This window comes from Microcoleus sp. B7-D4, from assembly GCF_036705125.1.
In the GTDB taxonomy this organism is placed as follows: domain Bacteria; phylum Cyanobacteriota; class Cyanobacteriia; order Cyanobacteriales; family Microcoleaceae; genus Microcoleus.
In genome coordinates, this window is record NZ_JAUBTT010000050.1 from 31357 (window position 1) to 55705 (window position 24349).

The window sequence follows — 24349 nt, forward strand, 5'->3', positions numbered from 1 at the left end:
TAATAGCAGGTAGCCTCACTCAACCCTACCTGCTTACTGGTATTGTCAGATTCGTTAACTCTGCCCCTACTTTGACTCGGTAGATTGAGCTGGCTCTGTATTCTGATCCTTTGACGCTGTATCATCTGGTTTTTGGATTTGCTTGAGATGAATCTCATTCACCTGATTGATAAAGTTTTCTATTGCCATTTTTGTCATTTGTTGATGTTGGGCTGCGTCGGCTACATCATAGCAACGATAAGCTGGAGTCACTCCTAATACAAATTTCTCCTGTTCCGCTTCTAACAATTCCACAGCCGTGTTAGCAGAAATCCAATTCTCCTGAAAAGGAAAGGAGGTAACTATACTGGCGACTATCGAGGCGACAGCGGGACAAATTACGGGCAGCCACTTGAGCAAAGATTGACCTGGTTCCAATTTGTCTACCAATACTAAAATTGGTGTGACTCCCGAGAAAATCACGGTTGCCAACTGGAAAGTATAGTAAATATTTCTCGAAGTCTCTCTGGTGTTTTTATAGTCGTCAATCAACTCCTGGCAATATCGTAAAGCCTTTTCTCTCACCGGGGTAATCGAATTGTTATCCGAAACATTATTCGGGTTCAAGAGGTAATTATATAGTTCCGCTTTTCTTCGGATTTCTAACTGATTAGCATTATTCCTAGAGTTTTGAGCCAATTGCCTATTGGCCAGGAAGAGAAAAATAAAACTAGAGAGAAAAACAGATCCCAAAATAACGATAAGTTGATTGTCTGGAAAAACTCTGGTAAGGAGGCACGCACCCACAAAAGCGGCTATGGATAAATACTCAACAATTTTCAGGAAAGATAACATTTGTGGACTCGATGAGACTGTATTGGAAATCTCGGTCTGGTTTGTATCCGCAGAAGTAGTCATTGGTTTGTAGTCTGTTTGGTGATCGGACACAAGTTTAGCCTATTTGGGTGTCTATTTCACCCAAGCCCTGTCAACTTGGTGAAGAAGGCCCTGAAACCCTTGAAAATTTGTTGATGGCGATCGTTAAATATTCCTTGTATAACAGTAGATGACCAATAAACTGGGTTTAGTGGTCATCGCCAACGGGTAGGATGAGGTAAAGCAGGGCGATCGTATTTTGACAGTAGTTGCCATAAGCACCCTACAGAGAGAGTCAATCGATTTTCGATTTTCGATTTTCGATTTTCGATTTTAGCATTGACCCCACGGATAAATTCGGGGGTTCCTTTATCGGATACAGGTTTTTTATTTCTGGACGCATGAATCCGGGGACTTGTATCCTGGATGCTTTCGGTCAGTGCATAAATAGTATAGATTTTTTGGCTCTGCTGAATTTATGTATGATTTTGCCTGTAGGGATAATTCTAAGTCCTTACACCGTCAGCGGTGGGGCAATCACGGGGGGATTTCCCCTACAAATTTTATACCCCATTCAGCAACGCCGATTTTTGTTTCCACTCCGACTTTACCTCCCAGTTGGTGTCAAAGTATTCACTTTGATTTGAATATAGATTTTCTGTTCATTAGCATCGAAACAGCCGTCACCCCGATCGCCAAAACCGATGGGAAGTGTTAGCTTAGTAGTTAGTTGTGTCGATCGCACAGAAAAAAAATGCCTGAACTACAAACCGATACATACCAAGACCTCGACCCGCAAGTCCTCTCAAAGCCCGTTGTTGTCGGTCTGGAAGAGGTAACAAAAGTTTACGGGATTGGCGACCTGGAAGTTCGCGCCTTAAACGGCGTCAGCTTGACCGTAAGACAAGGAGAATATTGCTCGATTATGGGCGCATCGGGTTCCGGCAAATCTACAGCTATGAATATTATCGGCTGTCTCGATCGACCTACGAGCGGCAGTTACTACTTAGACGGCGTAGATGTTGCCCAAATGCCCGAATCAGAATTAGCCGGAATTCGCAATTTAAAATTAGGTTTTGTCTTCCAACAATTTCACCTGTTGCCTCAATTGACAGCCTTAGAAAATGTCATGTTACCGATGGTTTATGCCGGCATTCCCGCAGCAGAAAGACGCGAACGCGGAGTAGATGCTTTAACGAAAGTAGGTTTGGAAAGTCGGCTGCAAAACAGACCAAATCAACTATCAGGAGGACAGCAGCAGCGCGTAGCCATCGCCAGGGCTATTGTCAACCGTCCCGTGTTGTTGCTGGCTGATGAACCGACTGGTGCATTGGATACAAAAACTACTCAAGAAGTAATGGATATTTTTACAGAATTCAACGAAAGCGGCATGACTGTTGTTATGGTAACGCACGAACCGGAAGTAGCGCGCCAAACTCGCCGCGTTGTCTGGTTCCGGGACGGTCAAGTTATTCACAATAATCTCAACCCGGAAGAGCTTTCACACGCGGTATTTTAGTATAAAAGTCCGCGAAAAGCGAAAAGAAAATTGGGCGATTGAAATCGCTTCTAGACAAACGAAGTCCGCCTACGCGGACTGAAGAATCAAGAGAGTATTACTTCTATCCAAGAGGGCTTTAGCTATTAGACAGGGGTTGAAAACCCCTGGCGGACTAATAGACAAAACACCCGATATCTGCTTAATGAAAAGCACTGGGAAAAGCTTCCCAAACTCGATCGACAAAATCTCTAAGTTGCCGAGATGCGATCGCACCATCCTTTTTTTCAGCATCCAGAGAGTGCAACTCAGTCAACAGTGAAATTACCTCAGTATCAAAAGCCTCCCGAAACAAGCTCAGCGGCCAAAGCAAATCAGCACCATCCCGCAAATCCGATAAAGTGTATTCTGCCGATAAATCTTTCCCCCACGCCGATACAACTAACATCAAAGGGCGCACCCAACAAACTTGACGTGCCTCAACCACTTGGATCACCTCGGAATGGAGGCACGCATCTCCACATTCTAAACTGACAATTTGACCGGGCTTAAAGTTCAAAGCAAAACCCATAGATTCTGACATTGCATAGCAAAAAATTACCACTGTATTCAACAGTCGTAACAAATATTATAGCACTTTTTAGTAATATGAGATGCGTGATTGGTCATTGGTGATTACTAGCTGACTTACCTCACTTACTTGAGAACAACTGACAACTGACAACTGACAACTAACAACTTTCATCAAGCTTTTTAAGATCCATTTCGAGCTGGGCACTCAACAATCGTGCTTCTTTTTTACCACCGCCACCATTGGCATAATCCGCCACGCAAATCGGAGCACCGATCGCAATTTTTACCTGACAACCCCATTGAGGAATGCGCGGGCGATAGCGGATACTCATCGGTACAATTTTCACCCCCAAACCCGGTTTGCTCAACTCTGCTTGCATTGCCAAACGCGCCAATCCAGGCTTAATCGGGTGAACTTCGCCATCCTGAAAAATACCGCCTTCGGGAAAAATCACCAACATTTCTTTGTCGAGGAGTAGTTCCACGCCGTAACGGAGACTGCCAATTGCCGGATGCTTGAGATCCACAGCAAACCCCCCCAAATTTCTGATGAACCAACCTTGCAGTCCTTTCACTTCATCAGCAGTTACCATAAACCGCAAATCGCGTCCAGTCACCATCTGTCCCGTTGAATAAGGCATCATCAGGGCATCCCACCGGGAGCGGTGCGTAGGGGCTAAGATGACAGGCCCGTCTTTCGGCAAGTGCTCCTGTCCGGTTATCTCAATCTTGCCAAAATGAAACGGTAGGACAACATAGTGACCTAGCGGATAGAGCAAGGAGGTTAACCAAGGAGAAACGCGAGAGGTATTAGATGCTACCTTGGCAGGCATGGGCTTCACTAGAGATGATTTACTGGACTCAACGGCGATCGTGGCGGTGTGGCGCATAGCAATTAAGCTGCCTTATCGAAATATAAAGTCTAAAGTAAGTTGTTGGACAAATCTTTAGTTTTTGGCTCAGGACAGTTTTGCTATTGGCCTTGTGCCGATCGAGCGATCGCGCCCGCAAGAGATAATCTGTCACAGGTAAAACCTCAGCCAACCGGACAGCACTAATGCAGAGCAGTCGGCCACCTGGAAAGCTTGATCGGGCAATTACGGATCTATTATTTCAGTTAAAGGATCAATTTCAATTAAACATCGCCCCGAAGAGAGTAAAAAATTTTACCGGTTAATTTTTCCGGCGTGCTTCAAACCAAGAAAGCAACTGCTCGCGGCAAACAGACTCCATAATACCGCCGAGCACCTCTAATCGGTGACACGAATGCGCGCTATCTGGAATATTAGCCGCAGTCCGAATCGTGCCAGTTTTCGGATCATCTGCTCCGTATACCAGCAGACCAATCCGAGCTTGGACGATCGCACCCGCGCACATCGGGCAAGGCTCCAGCGTTACGTAGAGCGTGCATTTGTTGAGATGCCAGTCTTGCAAAACTTTGCCGGCCGCCCGCAAAGCCAAGATTTCAGCGTGAGCAGTCGGATCGCAATCTCGCTCTCGCCGATTTTGCGCTTCGGCAATCAATTTGCCAGTACCGTCAACAATTGCAGCACCCACGGGTACTTCACCAGCATCACCGGCTGCTTGCGCCAGTTCCACAGCCCTAGTCATCCAGCGTTTGTGAATAAAATAAGTAGTCTCACTAATAGCCAACGGCTCAGCTTTATAATTCACGTCATACCTAAGTTACAGAAAAACTTAAGATCGATATAGAAAGTTACATTACAGCTTAATCGAGAGTCTTTAATTATGGACACCACTACGATTACCACTGAAATTGTTGAGCTGTTGTGCCGCATTAGTCGGCAAAAGCTGCGCGAACAAGATATCACTCCTTTGGTAGTGTTTCTGACGGCTCTGATTTCCATCCTGCGCGGAGTTATGATTATTGACAGGACGATCGCAGTTGAAGAAGAAGAACGGCTGCAAAAGACTCTCAAAGCCTTTGCCAGCGGCGACCGCGATCGGATCGAACTAATTCAGCGCCTTGTCAAAGGAGTATCGAAACAGCAGGTTTACTTCAACCCCACGGAATTGCTAACCCTGACAGCTTTGTTCTCAGAATCTGAAAAACTGTTGCTCATCGGTTCCGGCTACGAAATGTCAGCGGCCGACGGACACATCGATATGCGGGAGCAAATGTACTTACAGTCGATCGCAAATCGGCTCGGCCTCGACTCCAGACACATTGCAGTCATAGACACTTTATTTACTAAAGAAGGAACCCTCGACTCAGAAGCTTTTGCCGAAGTTAAAGCTTTACTCGATCCCAGCGAATTCGAGTCCCGCGATCCGGTATTTGGCAAAGCAGCAAAGCACTTGCTGAGTATTTTACTCCGCCAATAATCCAGCCCCTATAATTTTTTGGGCAGTACAAAGTAGTCAGAGGAGTTCGAGGATTTGACGCTGTTTCCATTTGAGATGGGAATTGGGCGCTCTTACTCTCAAAAACCGGGTTGTTTAACCCCTGCCAAGAGCGCTGCACGGCGTATGTCGATCGAAAACCTGGTTTCTGCCTAAGTCCCGCTTTATTTTTTTTTGCAACAGTCGATCGACCCTGGTATCCCATTGAACCGAATGCCTCTAAAATCTAAAAGCGACTTGTCGCTGTCTTGATAGACCGAGCTCGGTCTAAAATCTAAAATTGATTGATTATGCAAATTGAATGGCAAACCGCCAAAACCTACGAAGACATTCTCTATCACAAAAGCGGCGGCACCGCCAAAATTACCATCAATCGACCTCACAAACGGAACGCTTTCCGTCCCAAAACCGTGCAGGAACTGTGCGATGCCTTTACTGATGCCCGTGAAGACACAAAAATCGGCGTTGTCCTTTTCACCGGTGCCGGGCCTCATACAGACGGCAAATACGCCTTTTGCGCCGGCGGCGACCAAAGCGTGCGGGGTTCGGCGGGATATGTAGACGAAGGTGGCATACCCCGCTTGAACGTGCTCGACTTGCAGAAGTTGATTCGATCTATGCCCAAAGTTGTAATTGCTTTAGTTGCAGGCTACGCAATTGGAGGGGGTCACGTTCTGCACTTAATTTGCGATTTGACGATCGCTGCTGACAATGCTATTTTCGGACAGACCGGCCCCAAAGTCGGCAGTTTCGACGGTGGTTTCGGAGCTAGCTATCTCGCCAGAGTAGTCGGCCAGAAAAAAGCCAGAGAAATTTGGTTTTTGTGTCGCCAGTACAGCGCGCAGCAAGCCCTAGAAATGGGTTTAGTCAACTGCGTCGTGCCCGTCGAACAACTAGAAATAGAAGGGATTCAGTGGGCTGCGGAAATTCTCGAAAAAAGTCCGATCGCGATTCGCTGCTTGAAATCCGCTTTTAATGCCGACTGCGACGGTCAAGCCGGTTTGCAAGAACTGGCGGGAAATGCCACTTTGCTGTACTATATGACGCAGGAAGGCGCCGAAGGCAAACAAGCCTTTTTAGAAAAACGGCAACCTGATTTTAGTCAATATCCTTGGCTGCCATAGCTGGATGGAGAAATCAGTTTTTTTTATGCGCTCATATTAAAGTAGATGCTGCTGAGTTTTATGAGTTAGTAAAGCCAAATGCACGCGCTCGTCCAAAAGTGTCAGTATGGATACCAGTTCCCAAAAAGAATGAAACTGCTTTGCCAGATCCAAACCATGATAGTCATCAGTGATTCCCCAATCGAAAATTGACAATCGAAAATGGTATGAGCTGTCCTGCTGCAGACTAACTAGACCGAGAATGCTGCAGCGGATTTTTCGGTTAAGGTTGTGCCTGTAAGCTGGCCGGCATGGCGATCGGAAAGAGTGACGGTGGCATCCTGCAGCGTCAGAGTCGATTCTTGCCACAGTCCAATTTCTTCTATGTTTTCCCAAGATGACCTAAAAGGCGAAACCGCTAAAGCACAAGCTTTCCACTGACTTTGAACCGGGCCGCCTAGTAAAGCGCAAACACCCCCGCGTCTGCCTTCAGGGGTATAGTGACGGCAGTGACCACAAGCTGAAGTTAAAGGTGAAGTTAAGGAGGTTTGCATAAAAGTTCTTAGGGAAATCATTTTCATCTCTAATTCTCCCTTGCAGAGCTAGTCTGCCTTAGAGCCTCCCAACCTTTATGCTGTCTGGGTTGTAGCGATCCCCGGAGCATAATTAAATTTTATAATTTATTTATAATCTCGTTATATATAGAAACAATTAGCTCGGTCGTTGCTCATTGTATAGGTAAAAACCCAGGTTAAAAGTTTATAAAGCCGTTAGGGATCAAGAAAAAGTACAAATGCCCAACCAGTATGAGAGGTTACAAATAAGCGGTAGCAGAGAATACAAAAATTGGCTGAGAGTGTCGGTAAGCAGCCTCCGGGAAACAGCAACAATTGAGTTTTCCACTGAAAATGAAAAATAGCTGCCGACGCGCGAGCCCCTGTTGCATTGACGCCAAAAGTAGCTAATCATAAAATAGGCAAGTTTTCAACCTTCATGTTTATCTCTACAATCAACATATTAAAATTAATTCAGAGGCGGTAGGAGTTTTGCTAATGAGTAAGCGTTCTTCGGTTGAATCCCCAAATCATCAATCCTCTTCAACCCCAATCAACCCTGCTTTGCAAGCAGTCCTGGGGAGTCTAGATGTAAACCTAGAAGCAGAACTGACAACATACAGAAGGCACAGGAGGCGCGCCGAACAGTGGGTGTCGCCCTCAGTTCGTACCGGCAAGCAAACAGCCACAACCGAGCAACAGCTAGCCCAAAATTTGCCGCCAGAGACTGCGGAGGAAACCCAGCAGCCCCTATCGCTGCCGCTATCCCTTGCCGGCACTCAGGGCGATGCCCCGCTAGCAACTACCAGGGGTGGCACAAAATTATCTAGCAGTGCCTTCGCACCCAACAAGTATCTCGAATCAAGCGAAAAACTGATCGAAAGTTTGGACGAGTCAAAAGCTGAGCCTACAGTAGAACGCAGTTTAGCCGCCAGTTTGTTAACTCCCTTGGGACTGAGTTCGATGCTGCTGTTTTTGCTGTCATGCACAGCTTTGGGCTACGCAGTCATGTACCCGTCAAATCTAGTTAAGATGGCCGGCCTGAACCGTTTGCTCGATCGCACCTCACCCTCTCCCAGCGACAGTCCCGCCTCTACTGCCATCTCAGATAGCAGCACCAAAGAACTACCGAAAGCACCAAATCTGGTATCCAAGGAATTTGTCGAGCTAGATTTGAGCACTCTCAGCAATGTCAAGCCGACAGTCAGCCCGATTCCTTCCCCGTCACCCAAAGCATCAATCCCCCCAACTCCGCCAGCGCCTCCGGGCCCCAGCGGGGCTGTGCCGATTCCTACAGAAGACGGCAACCCGGCCAGAGGCAGGGAACAAGGACTCAACAATCTGAGCACGGCTTTGCTTCCCACTCCCAGCCCCAGCGCCGCCCAGCCTGTGCCGACACTGCCGACACTGCCTCCAACACCCTCCCCAGCCCAGCCTGCAGCCACATCCCCGGCGACAGCATCCCCAGCCGCCACCTCCCCAGCCGCCGCATCCCCGGCGACAGCATCCCCAGCCGCCACACCCCCGCTGGGAAGGCCTGCACGGGCTGCCGACGGTTTCTATTACGTTGTCACCGATTACACAGACGAAAAATCGCTGCAGCAAGCCAGAACCGCAGTTCCCGATGCCTACGTGCGGAACTTCTCAAAGGGTGTCAAGATCCAAATGGGGGCTTTGAACGATGCTGCCTCAGCAGAACGTTTGGTGAAAGAACTCCAAGAAAAAGGGGTGAAGCCACAATACTATCAACCATAAATTAGGCAAAGACAATTAAACTAATGATCGGGGAGTAGGTTGGGCCCAGGCACGAACCCTCGGTTTCGCTTCACCCAACATTTGCTCAGTTTTGATGGGTAATGCTCGCGCCCTACCCATCCTAAAAATAATCATGACGACCTAACTTAGAGGGAATTAAAATTTCACAATTAAAAATTAAAAAGACGATTGATAAGTATTCATTTTTAATTTTTAATGGTGATTTCTCTGTCTTAATTCTAAAGTTTAAAATTGGGAGACTGGCAAAATGGGATTATTCGATCGCCTATGGCGAGTGATTCGAGCCAATATTAACAGTTTGGTCGGCGCAGCAGAAGACCCAGAAAAAATTCTGGAACAGGCTGTAATGGATATGCAGGAAGATTTAGTGCAGCTCAGACAAGCTGTGGCAGGAGCGATTGCAGCTCAAAAACGCACTGAACGCCAGTGCTCCCAAGCTGAGTCTACAGCAGCAGAATGGCATCAGCGGGCGCAGCTAGCTTTGCAAAAAGGCGAGGAAAATTTGGCGCGGGAAGCTCTGACGCGCAAGAAATCTTATCAAGAAACGGCAACGGCGATGAAAGCCAGTCTGGATCAGCAATCGGCTGTTGTGAGTAAACTTAAAGAAAATATGCGGGCGCTCGAAAGTAAAATTTCCGAGGCAAAATCTAAAAAAGATATGTACATTGCCCGAGCTCGATCGGCTGCATCGTCGGAAAGGCTGCAAGAAATGATGGGCAATCTCAGTACCGGCAGCGCTTTGAGCGCGTTTGAACGGATGGAAGAGAAAGTCATGCAGCTAGAAGCTCGCTCCGAAGCAATCGCAGAACTCGGAACTAATGATTTAGAAAAGAAGTTTCTCTCTCTCGAAGGTGCCGACGATGTGGATACCGAGTTGGCGGCGATGAAAGCACAAATGCTTCCGGGCAACAATACACCCAAATTGCCGTCGAGCGAGCCGCCCGCATCCTGAACCCCGGCAACAGAACAAGAGTCGGGACGAGCAAAAACTTCTCAACAGCCTAGCTAGAGATGGCTCGAAGCCTGTTGGGGAATTCCCGGATCGAAGTTAAACTCAATAGGTAGGTGCATGAATAAGCTTGCCTGCATCACATTACTCGATCGCTTTAAACTGGATTTATCTGTCTGCAAAAATTGCCAAAAACTAAATCGCACTAAAAATCTGACCAGAGTGAATTTCACAACTGCGGGCTAGGGCTATCAAGCCTGCTTGCCGCCTACTTCGTACACCTCATTCAGGAAAAATAGCATTATGGGATTATTTGACCGCATTAGCCGAGTCGTCAAAGCCAATCTTAACGATCTGGTCAATAAAGCTGAAGACCCGGAAAAGATTTTAGAACAGTCCGTTACGGATATGCAGGAAGACTTGGTGCAGTTGCGTCAGGCCGTTGCCAGCGCGATCGCCACTCAAAAGCGCACCCAGACTCAGTACAATCAAGCTGAATCTCAGTCTAACCAGTGGCAGCAGCGCGCTCAGCTAGCCCTGCAAAAAGGAGACGAGACTTTGGCCAGGGAAGCGCTGGTTCGCAAAAAGTCTCACGCTGAAACGGCGGCTACCCTGAAAGCCAGTCTGGATCAGCAATCGGCTCAGGTGGAAAGTCTCAAGCGCAACTTGATCGGTTTGGAGAGCAAAATTTCCGAAGCTAAGACTAAGAAGGATATGCTCAAAGCAAGGATATCCGCTGCTAAGGCTCAGGAACAGCTCAACAATACCATTGGCACCTTGAATACTGGCAGTTCAATGGCGGCTTTCGATCGCATGGAAGAAAAAGTTTTGCAGATTGAAGCTCGCGCGGGGGCTTCGGCAGAATTGGCCGCCGGCGGCAGCAATTTAGAGGAACAGTTCCGCTTGCTCGAAAGCGGCGGTGATGTTGACGACGAGTTGGCTCAGATGAAAGCTCAACTGACCGGGGGTTCTGTGTCTCAAGGTCAATTGCCTGCAGCGGGTAAAACGGCAGCAGCTAGTAGCTCGGAGTCGAGCCCGGTGATTGATGCTGAGTTGGAAGAATTGCGATCGCAGCTCAATAAAATGTAGTAATCTGTATCAAAATTTACCTATTTCTGAGATCGCAGGTTTGATAAAATTCTCCGCCGACCTACAGGACTAGCTTGGGAGGTCGGAGTTTTTTTGACTAATTCTTCTATGCACAAAGTAGGAATTATGTCAACTATATTTATATTGATTTAAGGAATTAAGTGTTTAAAAAGTGATAGAGTAATTTTATTCCTTGCAAGATGGCTAGCTTGGGAGGTCAATCGATTTGAGATTTTAGATTTGAGATTTTAGATTAAAGAATTGAAGCATTGGCCCCACGGATAAATTCCGGGGGCAAGTTTCATCGGATACAGGTTTTTTATTTCTGGACAGATGAATCACGTGGCGGGTATCCTGGATGCTTTCGGTCGGAGTTTTTTTCAGTAATTGTTAAGTACACAAACTAGAGTTGCTGTCAACTATCTTCATATTGAGTTAAGGAATTAATTGTTTAAAAAGTGATAGAGTGGTTTTATTCCTTGCAATTGCGTCGGTCTCGCCCGCTCGTAAGTGTAAATAACTATCAAATATGGCTAATCTGTCATGCCCGTGCAATCTTCTAGAGGCTTTTGTAAAATCAAGTTTTTCAAGGCATTAGCGCTTGGTTTTTCAATGGCAGCTATTTGCCCCGCACTGCTATCAGCTCTAAGTCTTGGCGAGTCGATGGTTGCTACCGACTCAGGGGTGCAAGCGCCAATTTTGCATGAGAATTTACCGTCTCAATTCAAACTAGATCAAGAAACAGCAGACGATCGCGATCGGCTTCGTGATTTATACTCGGGTTCAGAATTAGATAGAGACACTACAGAGCAAGAAAATAGCATCCCGGAGTTCGATCAATCAACCCAAAGTGAGGCCCCAGAAACTATCCCTCCATTGCCGAACCGAGGAGAAAACAGACACGAATTTCCGATTCCCAACCCGCGGCTGCCAAATCCGGCTCCCCTCCCGTAACCCGCGCCGCCAGCGCCCTTGCTTTCAGCCGAACAGCTTTTGCCGCCTGCTGTTCCCGCGCCGGCACAGCCTGCAGAATTGCTAAGATTGCGGGTACGATAAAAGTCGCTCGATTTGAAGTAGTTGGCAGTTGACTTACCGCGAGCCGATCGTGCAAAATCCGAGAAGAGAAATTGCCATCGGTATTGGTACCAGCAGGCGAGAAAGCGATACATCTTTGCTGGGAAAGGATTTTCCGCTGTCGCCGGAAGCAGATAATCGGGGTAGACATCCGGTTGCGGTGCTGAGGCTGTTTCAGGATTTTACTCAGAGGGGAGAGAGATGTCTTGGCGGCGCGATCGCAGTTTTGTCAGGGAGTGGCAGCATTTGGCGCTACGGTGAGCAGCAGCAGCCCTGACAGTCGATTTTTGATTTGGCGGGGTCAATTGCAGTACGTGCGGTTGTTGGTTCCTGAGAGGCTGCTGCGGGTGCGATCGGATGTGGAATTGGCTGGGGCAGAGCTTTTGTCGATCGAACCATTGGGTATAGGGGGCTCAGACACATTGCGGGGCTACCGTCAATCGATTTTAGATTTTAGATTTTAGATTTTAGATTGACTTGCGCGAGATAAATGCGGGGGCTCTTCTGATTTTAGATTTTCGATTTTGGATTGATTCCACGGATAAATCACGTGGCGGGTACCACCTTTGAAATTCCTGGTCAGGAGGCTTTGCTGGCCGATAGCGGGATTTGTGATTCAGCCGAGTTGCGGTATCCGATGCAAGCGCACCCGCGACAACCAAGGAGTTTTGCAGGTGACGGCGTTTGTGGATTTTGGCAATGTTTGGAATCCCAGGGAAAGCGCGGTTTTGGAAGCGAATACTTTGCTGTCAGCGGGATTGGGCTTGCGGTGACTGTACGGCGAGAGGTGGAATAATCGCGAAGGCTGGGGAATTCCTGTGATTGATATTAAGTCGAGTAATACCAATTTTTTATGAGGCCCCGTAGAATCTGATCCCCCCTAACCCCCCGCCGGAGGGGGGGACAAGATTCTTCTCAAAGTCAACCCCTACTCCCCAACAACCAGGGGGATTTAGGGGGAGCGAGATATGTGCAACTTCACATTAAATTGGTATAACAGGAGTTTACAAGAGCGCGCGCTGTATTTTTCTGTATAATTCAAACATTTTTAGGAAAAGAGTCGTTTTGCCCTTGGCGGAACTGAGCAATTCCGCTATATAGTAATAAGTATCATTTGGCACTCATCTGTAGATGCCAAGAGTGTATTTTACTGATAATCTTTAAATTAAACTATGTCTAAGGTGCGGTTGTTGCTTTTAAGTTCTTTTGCTTCCGGTTTTGGGCTTTGCTCAATCATTTTGGCGATGTTTACGATGACTTCCAGGCTGTCGTTTACGTCTTTTTTTACATTTGTTTTAACTTTGGTGTTTTTTGGAATTAATCTGCTTTTTGCTTTGCATTATTATACATCGCTTACTAAGCAATTGAGTGTTAAAAATAAAAGGAAAGCGAGAATTTAGCGGTTGTGAAGCAGAAGCGGAAAAAGGCATGGATAGTTTTTTATGGAATTTGAATGGAATCCAGACAAAGCGACACTAAATGTTGAGAAGCATGGTGTTTCCTTTCAAGAAGCCACAACCATATTTAATGACCAGGAATTTCTTGATGGTACCCGCCACGTGATTTATCCGTGGAATCAATCCCAAATCGAAAATCCTCAAGCCCGCCGCATTTATCCGTGGGGTCGCCTCTAAAATCTAAAATCTAAAATCTAAAATCGATTGACCCGCTATCTGTAACTTTTCCCGATCCTCAGCATTCCATCGGAGAAAGCCGGTACGTTATTATTGGTATATCCAGGTAGGGACAACTTTTAATTGTTGCATACACCGATCGAGGAGAAAAAGTAAGAATCATCAGTGCCAGAAAAGCTACCCGCCAGGAGCAGAGGTTTTATGAAGAAGGATATTGAGAACGAAATGGAAGACGAATTACTTGCTGAGTATGACTTTGCTCAGATGAAAGGAGGTGTTAAAGGCAAGTATGTTGAGCAATATCGTGCAGGGACAAACTTGGTGCTTTTAGACCCCGATATTGCCCAAGCTTTTCCTAATGATGCAGCAGTGAATGACGCATTGAGGATGTTAATCAAAATTGCACAGCGCCAACAGTCAAATCCTGCGGTGCAGCGCAGCCACGAAGGATCTCAACTTTGAGAAGGCGATGTCAGGAGATTGTGCGATCGCCCATATTATTTATTTATTTGCCCAAAAAGCGATCGCCTCTGGGTTGAGACAATTATCTAGCTGTCAGCCATAATTATTTAAGGTCTAATTATTTAGGAGGTGCGATCGTGGTTATAACTCAAACCAACCCGCCAAATCTTCCCGATGCGACAAAGACTCGCTTTACTCCAGATGAATACCGGGCGATCGAGGAAACTGCTGAAGAACGTCACGAATACTGTAACGGAGAGATTATCGCTATGCCAGGAGGTTCCCCCCCTCACAGCCGTATTACCGTAGACATTACGACTTTTCTTAACGTGGCTGTGCGAGACACAAATTTTCAAATCTATAACGGCGATCTACGCATTTGGATTCCTAGCTTCAATCATGGAACTTATCCCGATGTTATGGTCGTCAATGGTGAACCGGAATTCAATGGCGATCGCACGGATGAAATTCTCAATCCTTTACTGATTGTGGAAGTTCTTTCGCCATCTACGGAAGCTTACGATCGAGGTGAAAAGTTCCGAAAATATCGCTCTCTTGCTAGTTTTTGTGAATATTTGCTGGTGAGTCAAGCTGAACCATATATTGAGCAATATTATAATGGCGATCGCCAAAGTAGTGATCGTTGGCAATGGCAAGTTTGCGATCGGCTCGATCGGGCGATCGTCCTGCACAGTTTAAATATAGAACTTCCGATGTCGGAAGTCTATCGCCGCATTAGTTTTTAAGGGGTATTTTTTCGAGTTTGAAAGGGATTGTGTTTAACTAGAAATATAAGTTTAGGAAAAGCTATGGCTACTCTAATTCAAAACGCTACAGAAAACCAACTTGAAACACCAGCGGATAAAAAAATCTGGACTGATGCCGAATTCATGGCACTCAACCGAGACGGACACCGGTATGAGATTGTAAATGGAGAACTAATTGACATGGGAAATTCGGGTGCAAAACACGGTTATGTTTGCAGTATATTGATGATTTTGCTAGGTGGTTATGTCCACATTCAAAAGCTAGGCGCGATGTTCGACTCTAGCACTGCTTTTAAAATGAAATCAGGAAACAAGCGATCGCCCGATGTTTCCTTCATGGCAAAAGAACGCCTGCAAGGGCTAGATGATCTCCCCGATGGCTTTCTAGAAGGTGCGCCGGATCTTGCCGTAGAAATCCTTTCTCCTGGCAATACAGTGGCAGAAATTCACGACAAACTCGTAGAATATTTCGAGAATGGGGCGCGTTTAGTCTGGGTGATTCATCCTCAAGAACAGTATGTGTTAGTTTATCGATCGTCCCAAGAACCCGATCGCCTGCTTAAGTCCGTTAACTCCCTCGATGGGGAAGAAATCGTCCCCGGCTTTACTCTTGCGATTGCCGAGTTATTTCAAAAACTGGCTTTTTAATGAAAGTGCGATCGGACTCTGGAAAATGGCGAGTAGTATTGATAATTTAACTTAGACAGCTAGTAAGACCGAATCCGAAAATTGCGGGTAATCAGCTAGTAATATAAAACTAAATTCTAGGAGGCTATAACGATGACAAACATATCCAACGAACAAACAGCGATCGTCCGTACAGAAAGAGGACTGTCCATCGCAGGTACGCGCATCACCATCTACGACATCATGGACTATGTGACGGCTCAATATCCGCCTAAGTTTATCAGGGGATTGTTTGACCTTACAGAGGAACAAATTAATGCGGCTTTAACTTATATTGAGGCAAATCGAGCTGATGTTGAAGCTGAGTATCAAATGGTTCTTAAAGAAGCTGAAGAACTGCGGCTGTACTATGAAGAAAAAAATCGCGATCTCATTGCCCGAATTGCCGCCCAACCACCCAAACCTGGTGAAGAAGCTATTCGAGCCAAACTTCAAGCAGCAAAAGCCAAACTTAAGTCTCAGCCATGAATTTTTTAGTCGATCATAATTTGAGAGGACACGCCGTACTTCTCTCAGGTAGCATTGTGAGTAGTGGCTGGCTAGATTGGGTTCTCATTCGATTTATCACCTTTGATGAAATGAGCCTGCCGATCGATAGTGACGATCGGGTAGTTTGGCGGTTGGCTCAATCAAACCCGATGATTTTATTGACAGCGAATCGGAGTATGAAGGGCGATAACTCTCTGGAACAAGTGATGCGCGAGGAAATTACTTCTAAATCATTACCCGTGATTACTATTGGCGATGCCGATCGCTTGTTGAATGACTCTGAATATCGGCAGCGTTGTGCAATTCGTCTGGTTGAAATTGTGATTGATCTTAATACTTATATGGGTGTAAGTCGGCTTTTTATCCCATGAGGTTGGTCGAGATTGTTGAAGAAGTGCGATCGCACTCTATCATAACGTCATCAGCTAAAAATCCCAAAAGGAGATTGCTTTAATATGTTAACTAAATACATCCAAGCTGCGATGAAGCAAGCTAAGTATGAAATTTTCCCTGATGATGGGACTTTCTACGGAGAAATTCCTATCTGTGAGGGAGTCTATGCAAATGCTGTAAGTCTCGAAGCTTGTCGAGAAGAATTGCAAGAGGTATTGGAAGACTGGATTTTACTTGGTCTCACCCTGAAACTTCCTTTACCAGTTCTTGATAATATCGACCTGACAATTACTAAAGAAGTCGCCTGATGCCCCCTTTAAAACCAATCAAACGTCGAGACTTAATTTATTACCTAAAACAACTGGGATTTGACGGCCCCTATTCGGGAAAAAGGCATCAGTTCATGTTGAAAGATAACCTTCGCATTACCATCCCCAATCCTCATCAAGGTGATATCAGTGCCAACTTTTTAGCTAAAATTTTGGGACAGGCTAAAGTTGATATTAGTGATTGGGAAAACCTCTAATTTTTTGACTGCTATGTAAAAATAATTTTGTGGAGTCAGAAACCGGTTTTTTTTGCAAAATCGGGCGTGGGAATTCCGAGATTGTCGCAAAAACCCGGTTTCTTGGATTTTGGGTTTTCTCGTGGGTAGTCAGAAACCGGGTTTCTTCCTAAATCTGGGTGACGATGCGTAAATTATCGCAGAAACCCGGTTTCTTGGCCTCAACGCAGGTAAGTCCTGCTTCGGTTAAACTAAGGCTCTATAATACAACTATCCAATAGTTTTATAGGAACAAATGAGAGGGGTAAAACAACTATTCCTAAGCAGCTTTGCTATTATTACTTTGAGTTGGGTTTTGGGAACTCCCATTCAGAGGATACCAGAGGCGATCGCTCAAACACAAGTTCCCATGAGATTGCAACACGCGGAAGGAACTTATACCCTTACGGTGTCAGAAACCAATACCACAAAATCTGCTTATGGGGGTCAGTTGCGCCTCTATGACGTGCATATTGCCAAGATGTTTGAGGTGACATATTCGGACTGTCAGGAGATACCCAACGCTGGCGGTAGGACTTGGTATTACTTCGCTGGAAATGGTAAAATTGACATGGGGCAATTCAGAATCAACTGTCAATTGGCTAGCGATATTGCTAATACTTATGGTTTAGGGAAACCAGAGCGTACTGCGATCGAATATTCTCAGGGGGAGGCGGGGCGGCCAATATCGAGGACTCGTTCTATTCCAATTTTAGATATTACTGGTAATAAAATTCAGCGGTGGACGAATTTTGTGCAAGGGTTTCGCCCTCAGTCTGCTAATTCTGAAGGAGGTAATTCTCGATCGAGTATTTCTTTTCCAGTTCGTGAAATTCTATCGCAGATTGAAGGTAAGACAAGAGTACCAATTTTTCTCCCCAGTCAGCTTCCATTCTCAGAAAAAATTTACTTAAAAAACCGAGTAGAAACAAATGGCTATAGTGTTGACATGGGCCACATACCTAATTGCAGCAGTACGCCTTGCTATATCGGGAGTATCTCAGCAGAAAGAGGTGGAGAACCAGCCCAACCACCCCCTAGAGGATTCAGGAGTGAATTCAAAACCATTCAATTAGCCGGCAGAACACAAGGAGTTTTTTCTAATGGCTGCGGTGCTTACTGCACGGCCTTAGTTGAATGGCAGTATCAAGGCGTTTTGTATCGAGTAACGATGAAGAATGGGCGAGAGGAAACGCTAGTTCAAATAGCTAATTCTGCTATTGAAGCTGGGCCTCGCTAGTTAAAGGTGGATAACAGTGCGTCAGGGCAAGTCCTATTCTCCAATTGGAGATTTATTTTCCCTGACGCAGCGTAAAACTGCTATGTAAATAGAAAGCATATCAATTCTAAACTTTTAAGCCGGAAATTTCGCCTGCCAAACATTGTTTTTAATTTGTTCCTATAATTCATTGACCACCCACATTACACTATGTTCGGGTTCGCTCAAAATAGATTTTTTAATGTCATGTAAAGAGTTGACTAAATCTTCACGCAAACGGGGCTTGTCTTCTTTAACTCCTTGCGTATAATCCCAATAATCCCAAGCGATTAAACCTATGGCAAGGGTAGGCTCAATCATACTGCCTAGTTTCGCAGAAAGAGCAGCTACAGCTTTACTACCTGCTTTAGCAGCAATTGTAGCCGTAATTTTAGCAGTTCCAGCAGCACCTACAAATCTTACTAAAGATACTTCATCTCCTCGTTCATTTTGTAGCCTAAAATTTATACCTTCTAAATATTTAACCCAGTCGGATTGGGGAATTGTATACATTTTTGGTACATCATCAAACTCCTTAGATAATTGTTCAATATAAAAATTAGCCGTATCGATTACTATGGTATGAAATTTCATCTCGGCTGAATTTGCTTGCAATACTCTCCTCGAAAATTCTCTTTGAATATTGTCATTTATGCTTTTGGCAATCTTTTCATTGACTATAGTCGGATTAAACCCATTCATAACATTCTCGCCTATATATTGAAAAAGAACACCAAATTCTTGCTGTTTCTGATTAAAATAATTAAAATACCAATTTAAAAAATCCGTATCAATTCGATTTATTAAATCAGCTTCCCACCGATTCAATTCATTGTTAGCATATTGTTTAGCACTTTGATTGGCACTGTTCACAGCTTTTTTGAAAGCTTCTTCTCTTCCACCAAAGGCCACTAGAGATTGAGTAACTTCTAGGGAGGGAGGAGAGGTTAATTCTGCCGCCAAAGCCTGACTCATAACTAATCGTCCCAGTAACGGGATGAATACAATTAGAATTATAATCGACCAAATAATGATACTAACTATCTTAGAAATTTTGACAATCCGCGATTTTTGAGTAGGTTCTTCAGTAAGCTGAGATTCACCAGATTCTTTAGCCTTCAACTCAATGGTCACTAATTCTTGAGCGCCCAAGACATCAGTTAATTTTTGATCTAGCTTTTTGGCAATCAACTGACGACCATAAGGTATTCCATTTGAATGACAAACAAGGTTATTCTTTTCGTCTAAAAACACCTGTCCTAAAATTTGCCCTTCGGGATGCTCTTGGCGAATAATTGCTCCTTTTTTTAAATTAGGAGTTCCTGGACGATCGCTCTGGAAATAACTGATAGCCTCCTCAAAGGTTATCCCCTCTAAAACTTCAGGTGTCCCCAGAATGCGTGGCAAACATTTATTAAATTCGCCAACTATCCGCTGCACATCCCCAGAAGTGAGTTTCTGCTCTCCTTGAGAGGCATCTTTGGCAAACCAGTTAAACGGTGTCATATTTCCTCCAGAGCATTTGATAACTTATAAACTTCTACTATATTCCTTATATCTCTCCTGATCGTAATTTAATATGAAAATGTATTTTTGGCTATTCATAAAAGTGTTATTTAGTGTACAGTTACCTTTTTTTTAAAAATTTATTAAGAAGAAAAAGTGTTATTTAGTTTTCCAGGTGTGATAAAGTGTGATAAAGTGTGATATAGTGTGACGACCAAAACTCAACCCCCTTTTAGGTATGGACATCCAAGAGGTTTTACAATGGACTGACGAGCAAGTATTTGTGAAGACGGGAAAACATATTGATTCATTACAAAGCTCTATCTTAAAAGAAGTTTGGGAGGGGGAGAAATATCATAAGATAGCTAAAAAGTGCAATCGTAGTGAAGATCATATTAAACAAGTTTCTAGGAAATTATGGAAGATGCTTTCTGACATATTGGGAGACGATATTAAACAATCTAATGTTCGCTCTATTTTAGAAAGCAAAGCAGTATCTAGTATTTACAATTTTGGTAACTCTTCACAGATTGTTAATAGTAAAATTAATAGAACTCATATCAATATCTGTGGAGAAAAAAGGCAAGATGCAGAAGAGGCCAAGCAGCGATCGCCCTCACCCCCAGATTCTCCCCAAAATCAAGCCCGATCGCCCATAATCGATTTAACAGACGCACCCGAACTCCCTTACTTTTACGATCGCACCTCAGAACTCTCCACCCTCAAACAATGGATTTTACAAGCCCACACCCGCTTGATTACCGTCTACGGCTTAAGTGGAATTGGCAAAAGTGCGATCGCCCTCAAACTCATCGAACAAATTCAAACCGAATTTGATTATATTATTTGGTTAAGCCTCACCAACACTCCCACACTTTCAACCCTCCAAACCGAACTCAAGCAGTTTTTTGGGCGATCGCAACAACCCCCATTACCCACAATCATCGATTATTTCCGATCTTCTCGCTGTCTAGTCATTCTTGATGACGTACAGAATATTTTTAGTAGCAGTCAATTAGCAGGTCAATATTTAGCAGGCTATGAAGACTATGGCAAATTTTTTAAACAAATTGCCACATCCTCCCATCAGAGTTGTTTAATCCTCCTCAGTTGGGAAAAACCCAAAGAAATCGCGAATTTAGAAGCCGAAAACCTCTCCACGCGAAGCTTACACCTCAAAGGGTTAGGACAACAAGCCACAGAAATTTTCCAACAAAAAGGATTAGTCGATGAGGAAAAATGGTCAGACTTGCTCGCCCTTTATCAAGGTCATCCTTCCTGGCTAAATATAATTGCTGCCACTATTTTGGAGTTATTTGATGGTAGCGTTTCCCGGTTTTTGTCCGATGTAAATGATTTATTTTTAGGTGACTTAGAACCCATCTTAGAATCTCACCTAGAGCGTTTATCAGACTCCGAAAAAAAGGCGTTATACTGGTTAGCAACTCAAAATGAAAGTGTAGATATTTCCCGAAAAGCTACTGAGAGTGAATTATCCCAACCAGAATTTTGGCAAGCCATACAATCTTTAGCGCGACGCGGCTTAGTGGAAAAAGTGTTAGTAGGAGGGCGATCGCTCTTTTTCCTCAATCCCGTATTCAAAGCATACATTCAGTGCAAGTTAAATCTTATATAAGCTATGGGTAATTTCACCCGATCGCAAAGCAATTAAACCACAGAATTACTCTTTTCTATTCTACAACGATCGCATAAAAGCATTCACCGCATCATATTGGTCGGCCATACGCGAATAGAATTCGATCGATCGCAAATCCAACTTGGCCAACAGTTCACTCTTACTCACCAACTCATATCCCGTTGGACGCAAGCAATAAACCCAAATTACACCATCCTCCCAAAACCAAACCTCCTGCACTCCAACCCGACGATAGATTTCCAGCGTATCAATTCCACCACTCGTCACTGTCACAAGGAAGATGTTACCAAAGAACCGTGCACGGCGGAGAACAAAGAACCACCGAAGACACCAGCAACTCCCAACATAGCGACAGTTAAACTGATGAGGGTTATTAGCCAAGCTGATGAAACCAGAGACAGGGCCGAACAAAGTCGATCGCTAGGTAGATCGAGATGACAATTTAATTATGCCCGCACCAACTCCAACCGATATCGGTACAAAGCCACAGGATGCCCGCCAGCCGCAAAATAATCCGGGTCTTGCGGCGACAAATAAATCGCTGTCACCTGATCCGCCTCAATTCTTTTACCCGCAGAATCGCCATTTTTCCCGCCTGCAACAACTCGATAAGCCGTTGTTGTTTCCACCTCGTTTAAATAAATATCAGACTCTCCCCGAAAAATCTGCTGAGAAATCTCTGTAGACACAAACTCGCGAGGATTCGGCGTCTCAGTTCCCCGACTGGTAACAATCGAAATTAGTTGGCGTTCCCCTTTCAAAACAGTAATTTGGCGGTTGGGATTGGTCGGATCGACTTTCACCGAAAGTACGCCACGATCGCCTAAATAAGCCTTGGCAATATTCAAACCGTTAAAAGTGCGATCGGCTACAATCTTTTGAGCATTTTTAAATGTATAATTAGAAATTAACCCAATATTTTTTTCAGGTTGAAATCGCACTTTAAATAATACTGGATGCTGCAAATACTGGCGGTTGCTTTCAAACCCAGGCGTCACAATATTTGGCGCTAAAGGAGCGGCTAAATCCACCAAAGTGCTCGCCACATTCCAATTGCCGGCCATCCAGTCGGGATATACCAAATCTCCCTTAGCTACAGCGATAGGAGGCTTGCTTTCCCAATTAGGAAAACTTGATATGCGATCGCCCAAAACCCCCGCTATCGCAGCCCCACCCCACAGAAGTACCGCCAAAACCAGACAAAAAGCCCAAATTACCTTCATACCCAATTACATTCAAACAACTAATTTTCTGTCTCTCTTTCTCTTCTCTGCGTTCTCTGCGCCCTCTGCGGTTCATTAATTCAAAAATTAGACAACAAATCAGTTAAACATCATATTTTATACCATTTTCATAAACAGGCAAGATGCCTGTTCCACAAAAATAAATGTTCTGCTTGTGGGGATTAGGGGTTGGGCATCCTACCCGCCCCCAATATGCAATTCAAAGATGGAAAAGCCGATTTTTTAAAGCGCCTCAACAGGTGCAGGTTCCCAAACTTCCCCGTATTTCTCCTTCAATTCGTGCCAATTTTCCACCTGTCCGGGTTCGTATTCCCCTGGCTTTCCCCACTGCAAAAACGCACTCAAAGCAGCCTCATTTTGTTCGTCGAGAAAACGGATTGCATAAGTAGTGAAATTGCCTCTTTTCGCCTCACCCGTTTCAAACTTCACCTGTTTTATTTTGTCCATATTTAGGTGAAACTCAAATATTTCGGCGTGCATATTGGCATATTTACCCTTCGGCAACTCCGCATAAAACAGCTTGTGAATTGAACCGCGCACTTCCAGCACAGCCGCGCTGCTAGTCACGATTAAACGCAGGGTGCCCAATTGTTCGCAAGCTTCTAAGAATTCTTTCAGATTAGGCATAATTTAATTTGGGAATTGGGTATTGGGCATGGGGAATTGGGCATGGGGCATGGGGCATGGGGCATTGGGCATGGGGCATTGGGCATGGGGCATTGGGCATTGATTATTGGTAATTAAAAACCACAATAACTAACAACCAACAACTAATGACTAATGACTAATGACTACTGACTAATGACTAATGACTAATGACTAATGACTAATGACTAATGACTAATGACTACTGACTAATGACTACTGACTAATGACTACTGACTAATGACTACTGACTAATGACTAATGACTACTGACTATGTTTCGTGCAGTTCATAAGCAGCGACAATCCGCTGCACTAGAGGATGTCGCACCACATCCGCCTGAGAGAATTCGCAGAAAGCAATGCCCTCAACGTTGCGTAGAATGTTTTGGGCGACTGACAATCCCGACTGTTGGTTTGGCGGCAAATCTGTTTGAGTGATATCCCCCGTTACTACCATTCTCGATCGAAAGCCCAGACGAGTCAACACCATTTTCATCTGAGCCGGCGTCGTATTTTGAGCTTCGTCCAAAATTACGAAAGCATTGCTGAGAGTGCGCCCCCGCATATAAGCTAAAGGAGCTACTTCGATCAAGCCTCTTTCCATTAAATCGGCCATTTTTTCAGGGTCGATCATTTCTTGCAGGGCGTCGTAAAGCGGGCGCAAATATGGATCGACTTTTTGCTGCAAATCTCCCGGCAAAAACCCTAATTTTTCGCCAGCTTCCACGGCTGGCCTTGTTAAAATTAGCCGTTCGTACTGCTTGCTCAACAGCGCTTGCACGGCGAAAATAGCTGCTAGAAATGTTTTGCCAGTACCAGCGGGGCCAATGCAAAATGTCAGGTCGTGCGTGCGTACTGCTTGGACGTATTGCCGCTGCTTGAAGGTTTTGGCTCTAATTTCTTCGCCGCGACGGGTTCTGGCGAGAACGTCTCGCTGCAAGTCTTGTAAATCGCCTTGGCGGTTGCTATCCAAAGCTTGGCGCGCCGTCTGGATTTCAACTCCGGTAATATTTTTGCCGGATTTCCAATAGTCGGAGAGCGATCGCACTAATTTATGACACAATTCTACTTGACTTTTTGTGCCAGAAATCAGCAGTTCTTGCCCTCGCATTACCAGGGTAGCACCGGTTTGCTTAGAGATCATTTTCAGGTTTTCTTCTTGATTACCGGCCAGCGACATTGCACTTTGAGTGCTCGGTAACTCTATTGTTAGTTTTTCATTCATGC

At 45.0% G+C, this 24349-nt stretch carries 32 protein-coding genes; 21 read left to right on the forward strand and 11 right to left on the reverse strand.

The window, feature by feature from the left end; translation table 11 throughout:
- Nucleotides 1–66 precede the first annotated feature (66 nt).
- Nucleotides 67–678, reverse strand: a complete 612-nt coding sequence (locus QUB12_RS20185) for a DUF4231 domain-containing protein (RefSeq protein WP_333308151.1) — start codon at nt 676–678, stop codon at nt 67–69.
- Nucleotides 679–1609: 931 nt separating this feature from the next.
- Here QUB12_RS20185 and QUB12_RS20190 point away from each other — a divergent pair.
- Nucleotides 1610–2374: an ABC transporter ATP-binding protein gene (locus tag QUB12_RS20190; protein ID WP_333139323.1), complete on the forward strand. Its 765-nt coding sequence runs from the start codon at nt 1610–1612 to the stop codon at nt 2372–2374.
- A gap of 181 nt (nt 2375–2555) precedes the next feature.
- Here QUB12_RS20190 and QUB12_RS20195 read toward each other — a convergent pair whose 3' ends face one another.
- The 3 genes from QUB12_RS20195 to tadA form a co-directional block, all read right to left on the reverse strand.
- Nucleotides 2556–2936: a hypothetical protein gene (locus QUB12_RS20195; RefSeq protein WP_333139321.1), complete on the reverse strand. Its 381-nt coding sequence runs from the start codon at nt 2934–2936 to the stop codon at nt 2556–2558.
- Between the two features lie 148 nt (nt 2937–3084).
- Complete coding sequence (locus tag QUB12_RS20200; protein WP_333300399.1) at nt 3085–3816, reverse strand: lysophospholipid acyltransferase family protein; 732 nt, start codon at nt 3814–3816, stop codon at nt 3085–3087.
- A 283-nt stretch (nt 3817–4099) separates the two neighbouring features.
- Nucleotides 4100–4600: a tRNA adenosine(34) deaminase TadA gene (tadA, locus tag QUB12_RS20205; RefSeq protein ID WP_333308153.1), complete on the reverse strand. Its 501-nt coding sequence runs from the start codon at nt 4598–4600 to the stop codon at nt 4100–4102.
- A gap of 75 nt (nt 4601–4675) precedes the next feature.
- Here tadA and QUB12_RS20210 point away from each other — a divergent pair, with 75 nt between their 5' ends.
- Together QUB12_RS20210 and menB are read left to right on the forward strand one after the other, a co-directional pair.
- Nucleotides 4676–5272: a TerB family tellurite resistance protein gene (locus QUB12_RS20210; protein WP_333139315.1), complete on the forward strand. Its 597-nt coding sequence runs from the start codon at nt 4676–4678 to the stop codon at nt 5270–5272.
- A gap of 308 nt (nt 5273–5580) precedes the next feature.
- Nucleotides 5581–6414, forward strand: coding sequence for a 1,4-dihydroxy-2-naphthoyl-CoA synthase (menB, locus tag QUB12_RS20215; RefSeq protein ID WP_333139313.1), 834 nt, complete (start codon nt 5581–5583; stop codon nt 6412–6414).
- A gap of 230 nt (nt 6415–6644) precedes the next feature.
- On the opposite strand, the gene QUB12_RS20220 is transcribed toward menB, so the two are convergent.
- Nucleotides 6645–6947, reverse strand: a complete 303-nt coding sequence (locus QUB12_RS20220) for a hypothetical protein (protein WP_333246404.1) — start codon at nt 6945–6947, stop codon at nt 6645–6647.
- A gap of 498 nt (nt 6948–7445) precedes the next feature.
- On the opposite strand from QUB12_RS20220, the gene QUB12_RS20225 reads away from it, so the two are divergent.
- Together QUB12_RS20225 and QUB12_RS20230 are read left to right on the forward strand one after the other, a co-directional pair.
- Nucleotides 7446–8702 (forward strand): hypothetical protein, encoded by a 1257-nt coding sequence (locus QUB12_RS20225; RefSeq protein ID WP_333139307.1) that lies wholly within the window; start codon nt 7446–7448, stop codon nt 8700–8702.
- Nucleotides 8703–8970: 268 nt separating this feature from the next.
- Nucleotides 8971–9675 carry a PspA/IM30 family protein gene (locus QUB12_RS20230; RefSeq protein ID WP_333139304.1) on the forward strand — a complete coding sequence of 235 codons (705 nt, stop codon included), beginning with the start codon at nt 8971–8973 and terminating at the stop codon, nt 9673–9675.
- A 53-nt stretch (nt 9676–9728) separates the two neighbouring features.
- Here the strand turns inward: QUB12_RS20230 and QUB12_RS20235 are convergent, their stop codons facing one another.
- Nucleotides 9729–9905 carry a hypothetical protein gene (locus QUB12_RS20235; protein WP_333139302.1) on the reverse strand — a complete coding sequence of 59 codons (177 nt, stop codon included), beginning with the start codon at nt 9903–9905 and terminating at the stop codon, nt 9729–9731.
- 70 nt (nt 9906–9975) lie between these two features.
- On the opposite strand from QUB12_RS20235, the gene QUB12_RS20240 reads away from it, so the two are divergent.
- From QUB12_RS20240 to QUB12_RS20310, 15 genes are all read left to right on the forward strand, one after another.
- The gene (locus QUB12_RS20240) at nt 9976–10761 is read left to right on the forward strand and encodes a PspA/IM30 family protein (protein WP_006635936.1); all 786 of its coding nucleotides are present in this window, start codon (nt 9976–9978) and stop codon (nt 10759–10761) included.
- A gap of 612 nt (nt 10762–11373) precedes the next feature.
- Nucleotides 11374–11715, forward strand: a complete 342-nt coding sequence (locus tag QUB12_RS20245) for a hypothetical protein (RefSeq protein ID WP_333139300.1) — start codon at nt 11374–11376, stop codon at nt 11713–11715.
- Between the two features lie 130 nt (nt 11716–11845).
- Nucleotides 11846–12112 carry a hypothetical protein gene (locus QUB12_RS20250; protein ID WP_333139297.1) on the forward strand — a complete coding sequence of 89 codons (267 nt, stop codon included), beginning with the start codon at nt 11846–11848 and terminating at the stop codon, nt 12110–12112.
- Nucleotides 12093–12299, forward strand: a complete 207-nt coding sequence (locus tag QUB12_RS20255) for a hypothetical protein (RefSeq protein ID WP_333139295.1) — start codon at nt 12093–12095, stop codon at nt 12297–12299. Before QUB12_RS20250 ends, QUB12_RS20255 begins: the two co-directional genes overlap by 20 nt.
- 147 nt (nt 12300–12446) lie before the next feature.
- On the forward strand, nt 12447–12608 hold the full coding sequence (locus QUB12_RS20260; protein WP_333308155.1) for a hypothetical protein: 162 nt from the start codon (nt 12447–12449) through the stop codon (nt 12606–12608).
- A 669-nt stretch (nt 12609–13277) separates the two neighbouring features.
- Nucleotides 13278–13469 carry a hypothetical protein gene (locus QUB12_RS20265; RefSeq protein WP_333139291.1) on the forward strand — a complete coding sequence of 64 codons (192 nt, stop codon included), beginning with the start codon at nt 13278–13280 and terminating at the stop codon, nt 13467–13469.
- Between the two features lie 122 nt (nt 13470–13591).
- Nucleotides 13592–13687, forward strand: coding sequence for a BrnT family toxin (locus QUB12_RS20270; RefSeq protein WP_333139379.1), 96 nt, complete (start codon nt 13592–13594; stop codon nt 13685–13687).
- A complete protein-coding gene (locus QUB12_RS20275; protein ID WP_333139289.1) occupies nt 13671–13931 on the forward strand; it encodes a hypothetical protein in 261 nt (86 codons plus the stop codon). The genes QUB12_RS20270 and QUB12_RS20275 overlap by 17 nt, the downstream gene beginning before the upstream one ends.
- A gap of 137 nt (nt 13932–14068) precedes the next feature.
- Nucleotides 14069–14677, forward strand: coding sequence for a Uma2 family endonuclease (locus QUB12_RS20280; protein ID WP_333139287.1), 609 nt, complete (start codon nt 14069–14071; stop codon nt 14675–14677).
- Nucleotides 14678–14740: 63 nt separating this feature from the next.
- Nucleotides 14741–15346: a Uma2 family endonuclease gene (locus tag QUB12_RS20285; RefSeq protein WP_333139286.1), complete on the forward strand. Its 606-nt coding sequence runs from the start codon at nt 14741–14743 to the stop codon at nt 15344–15346.
- Nucleotides 15347–15478: 132 nt separating this feature from the next.
- The gene (locus tag QUB12_RS20290) at nt 15479–15853 is read left to right on the forward strand and encodes a DUF433 domain-containing protein (protein WP_333139284.1); all 375 of its coding nucleotides are present in this window, start codon (nt 15479–15481) and stop codon (nt 15851–15853) included.
- Nucleotides 15850–16245: an ACP S-malonyltransferase gene (locus QUB12_RS20295; protein WP_333139281.1), complete on the forward strand. Its 396-nt coding sequence runs from the start codon at nt 15850–15852 to the stop codon at nt 16243–16245. The genes QUB12_RS20290 and QUB12_RS20295 overlap by 4 nt, the downstream gene beginning before the upstream one ends.
- 84 nt (nt 16246–16329) lie before the next feature.
- Nucleotides 16330–16575 carry a type II toxin-antitoxin system HicB family antitoxin gene (locus QUB12_RS20300; protein WP_333139279.1) on the forward strand — a complete coding sequence of 82 codons (246 nt, stop codon included), beginning with the start codon at nt 16330–16332 and terminating at the stop codon, nt 16573–16575.
- Nucleotides 16575–16793 (forward strand): type II toxin-antitoxin system HicA family toxin, encoded by a 219-nt coding sequence (locus QUB12_RS20305; RefSeq protein WP_333139277.1) that lies wholly within the window; start codon nt 16575–16577, stop codon nt 16791–16793. The genes QUB12_RS20300 and QUB12_RS20305 overlap by 1 nt, the downstream gene beginning before the upstream one ends.
- Before the next feature lie 274 nt (nt 16794–17067).
- On the forward strand, nt 17068–18051 hold the full coding sequence (locus tag QUB12_RS20310) for a hypothetical protein (protein ID WP_333139275.1): 984 nt from the start codon (nt 17068–17070) through the stop codon (nt 18049–18051).
- A 159-nt stretch (nt 18052–18210) separates the two neighbouring features.
- Here QUB12_RS20310 and QUB12_RS20315 read toward each other — a convergent pair whose 3' ends face one another.
- Complete coding sequence (locus QUB12_RS20315) at nt 18211–19575, reverse strand: hypothetical protein (RefSeq protein WP_333308157.1); 1365 nt, start codon at nt 19573–19575, stop codon at nt 18211–18213.
- Between the two features lie 238 nt (nt 19576–19813).
- Between QUB12_RS20315 and QUB12_RS20320 the strand changes: the two genes are divergently transcribed.
- On the forward strand, nt 19814–21211 hold the full coding sequence (locus QUB12_RS20320) for an ATP-binding protein (RefSeq protein WP_333139271.1): 1398 nt from the start codon (nt 19814–19816) through the stop codon (nt 21209–21211).
- Between the two features lie 60 nt (nt 21212–21271).
- On the opposite strand, the gene QUB12_RS20325 is transcribed toward QUB12_RS20320, so the two are convergent.
- The 4 genes from QUB12_RS20325 to QUB12_RS20340 form a co-directional block, all read right to left on the reverse strand.
- Nucleotides 21272–21505 carry a hypothetical protein gene (locus QUB12_RS20325; RefSeq protein ID WP_333300402.1) on the reverse strand — a complete coding sequence of 78 codons (234 nt, stop codon included), beginning with the start codon at nt 21503–21505 and terminating at the stop codon, nt 21272–21274.
- 173 nt (nt 21506–21678) lie between these two features.
- Nucleotides 21679–22455 carry a DUF6816 family protein gene (locus QUB12_RS20330; RefSeq protein WP_333139267.1) on the reverse strand — a complete coding sequence of 259 codons (777 nt, stop codon included), beginning with the start codon at nt 22453–22455 and terminating at the stop codon, nt 21679–21681.
- 243 nt (nt 22456–22698) lie between these two features.
- The gene (locus QUB12_RS20335) at nt 22699–23103 is read right to left on the reverse strand and encodes a ChuX/HutX family heme-like substrate-binding protein (protein WP_333057403.1); all 405 of its coding nucleotides are present in this window, start codon (nt 23101–23103) and stop codon (nt 22699–22701) included.
- A 290-nt stretch (nt 23104–23393) separates the two neighbouring features.
- A complete protein-coding gene (locus QUB12_RS20340) occupies nt 23394–24347 on the reverse strand; it encodes a PhoH family protein (protein WP_333057402.1) in 954 nt (317 codons plus the stop codon).
- Nucleotides 24348–24349: the final 2 nt, after the last annotated feature.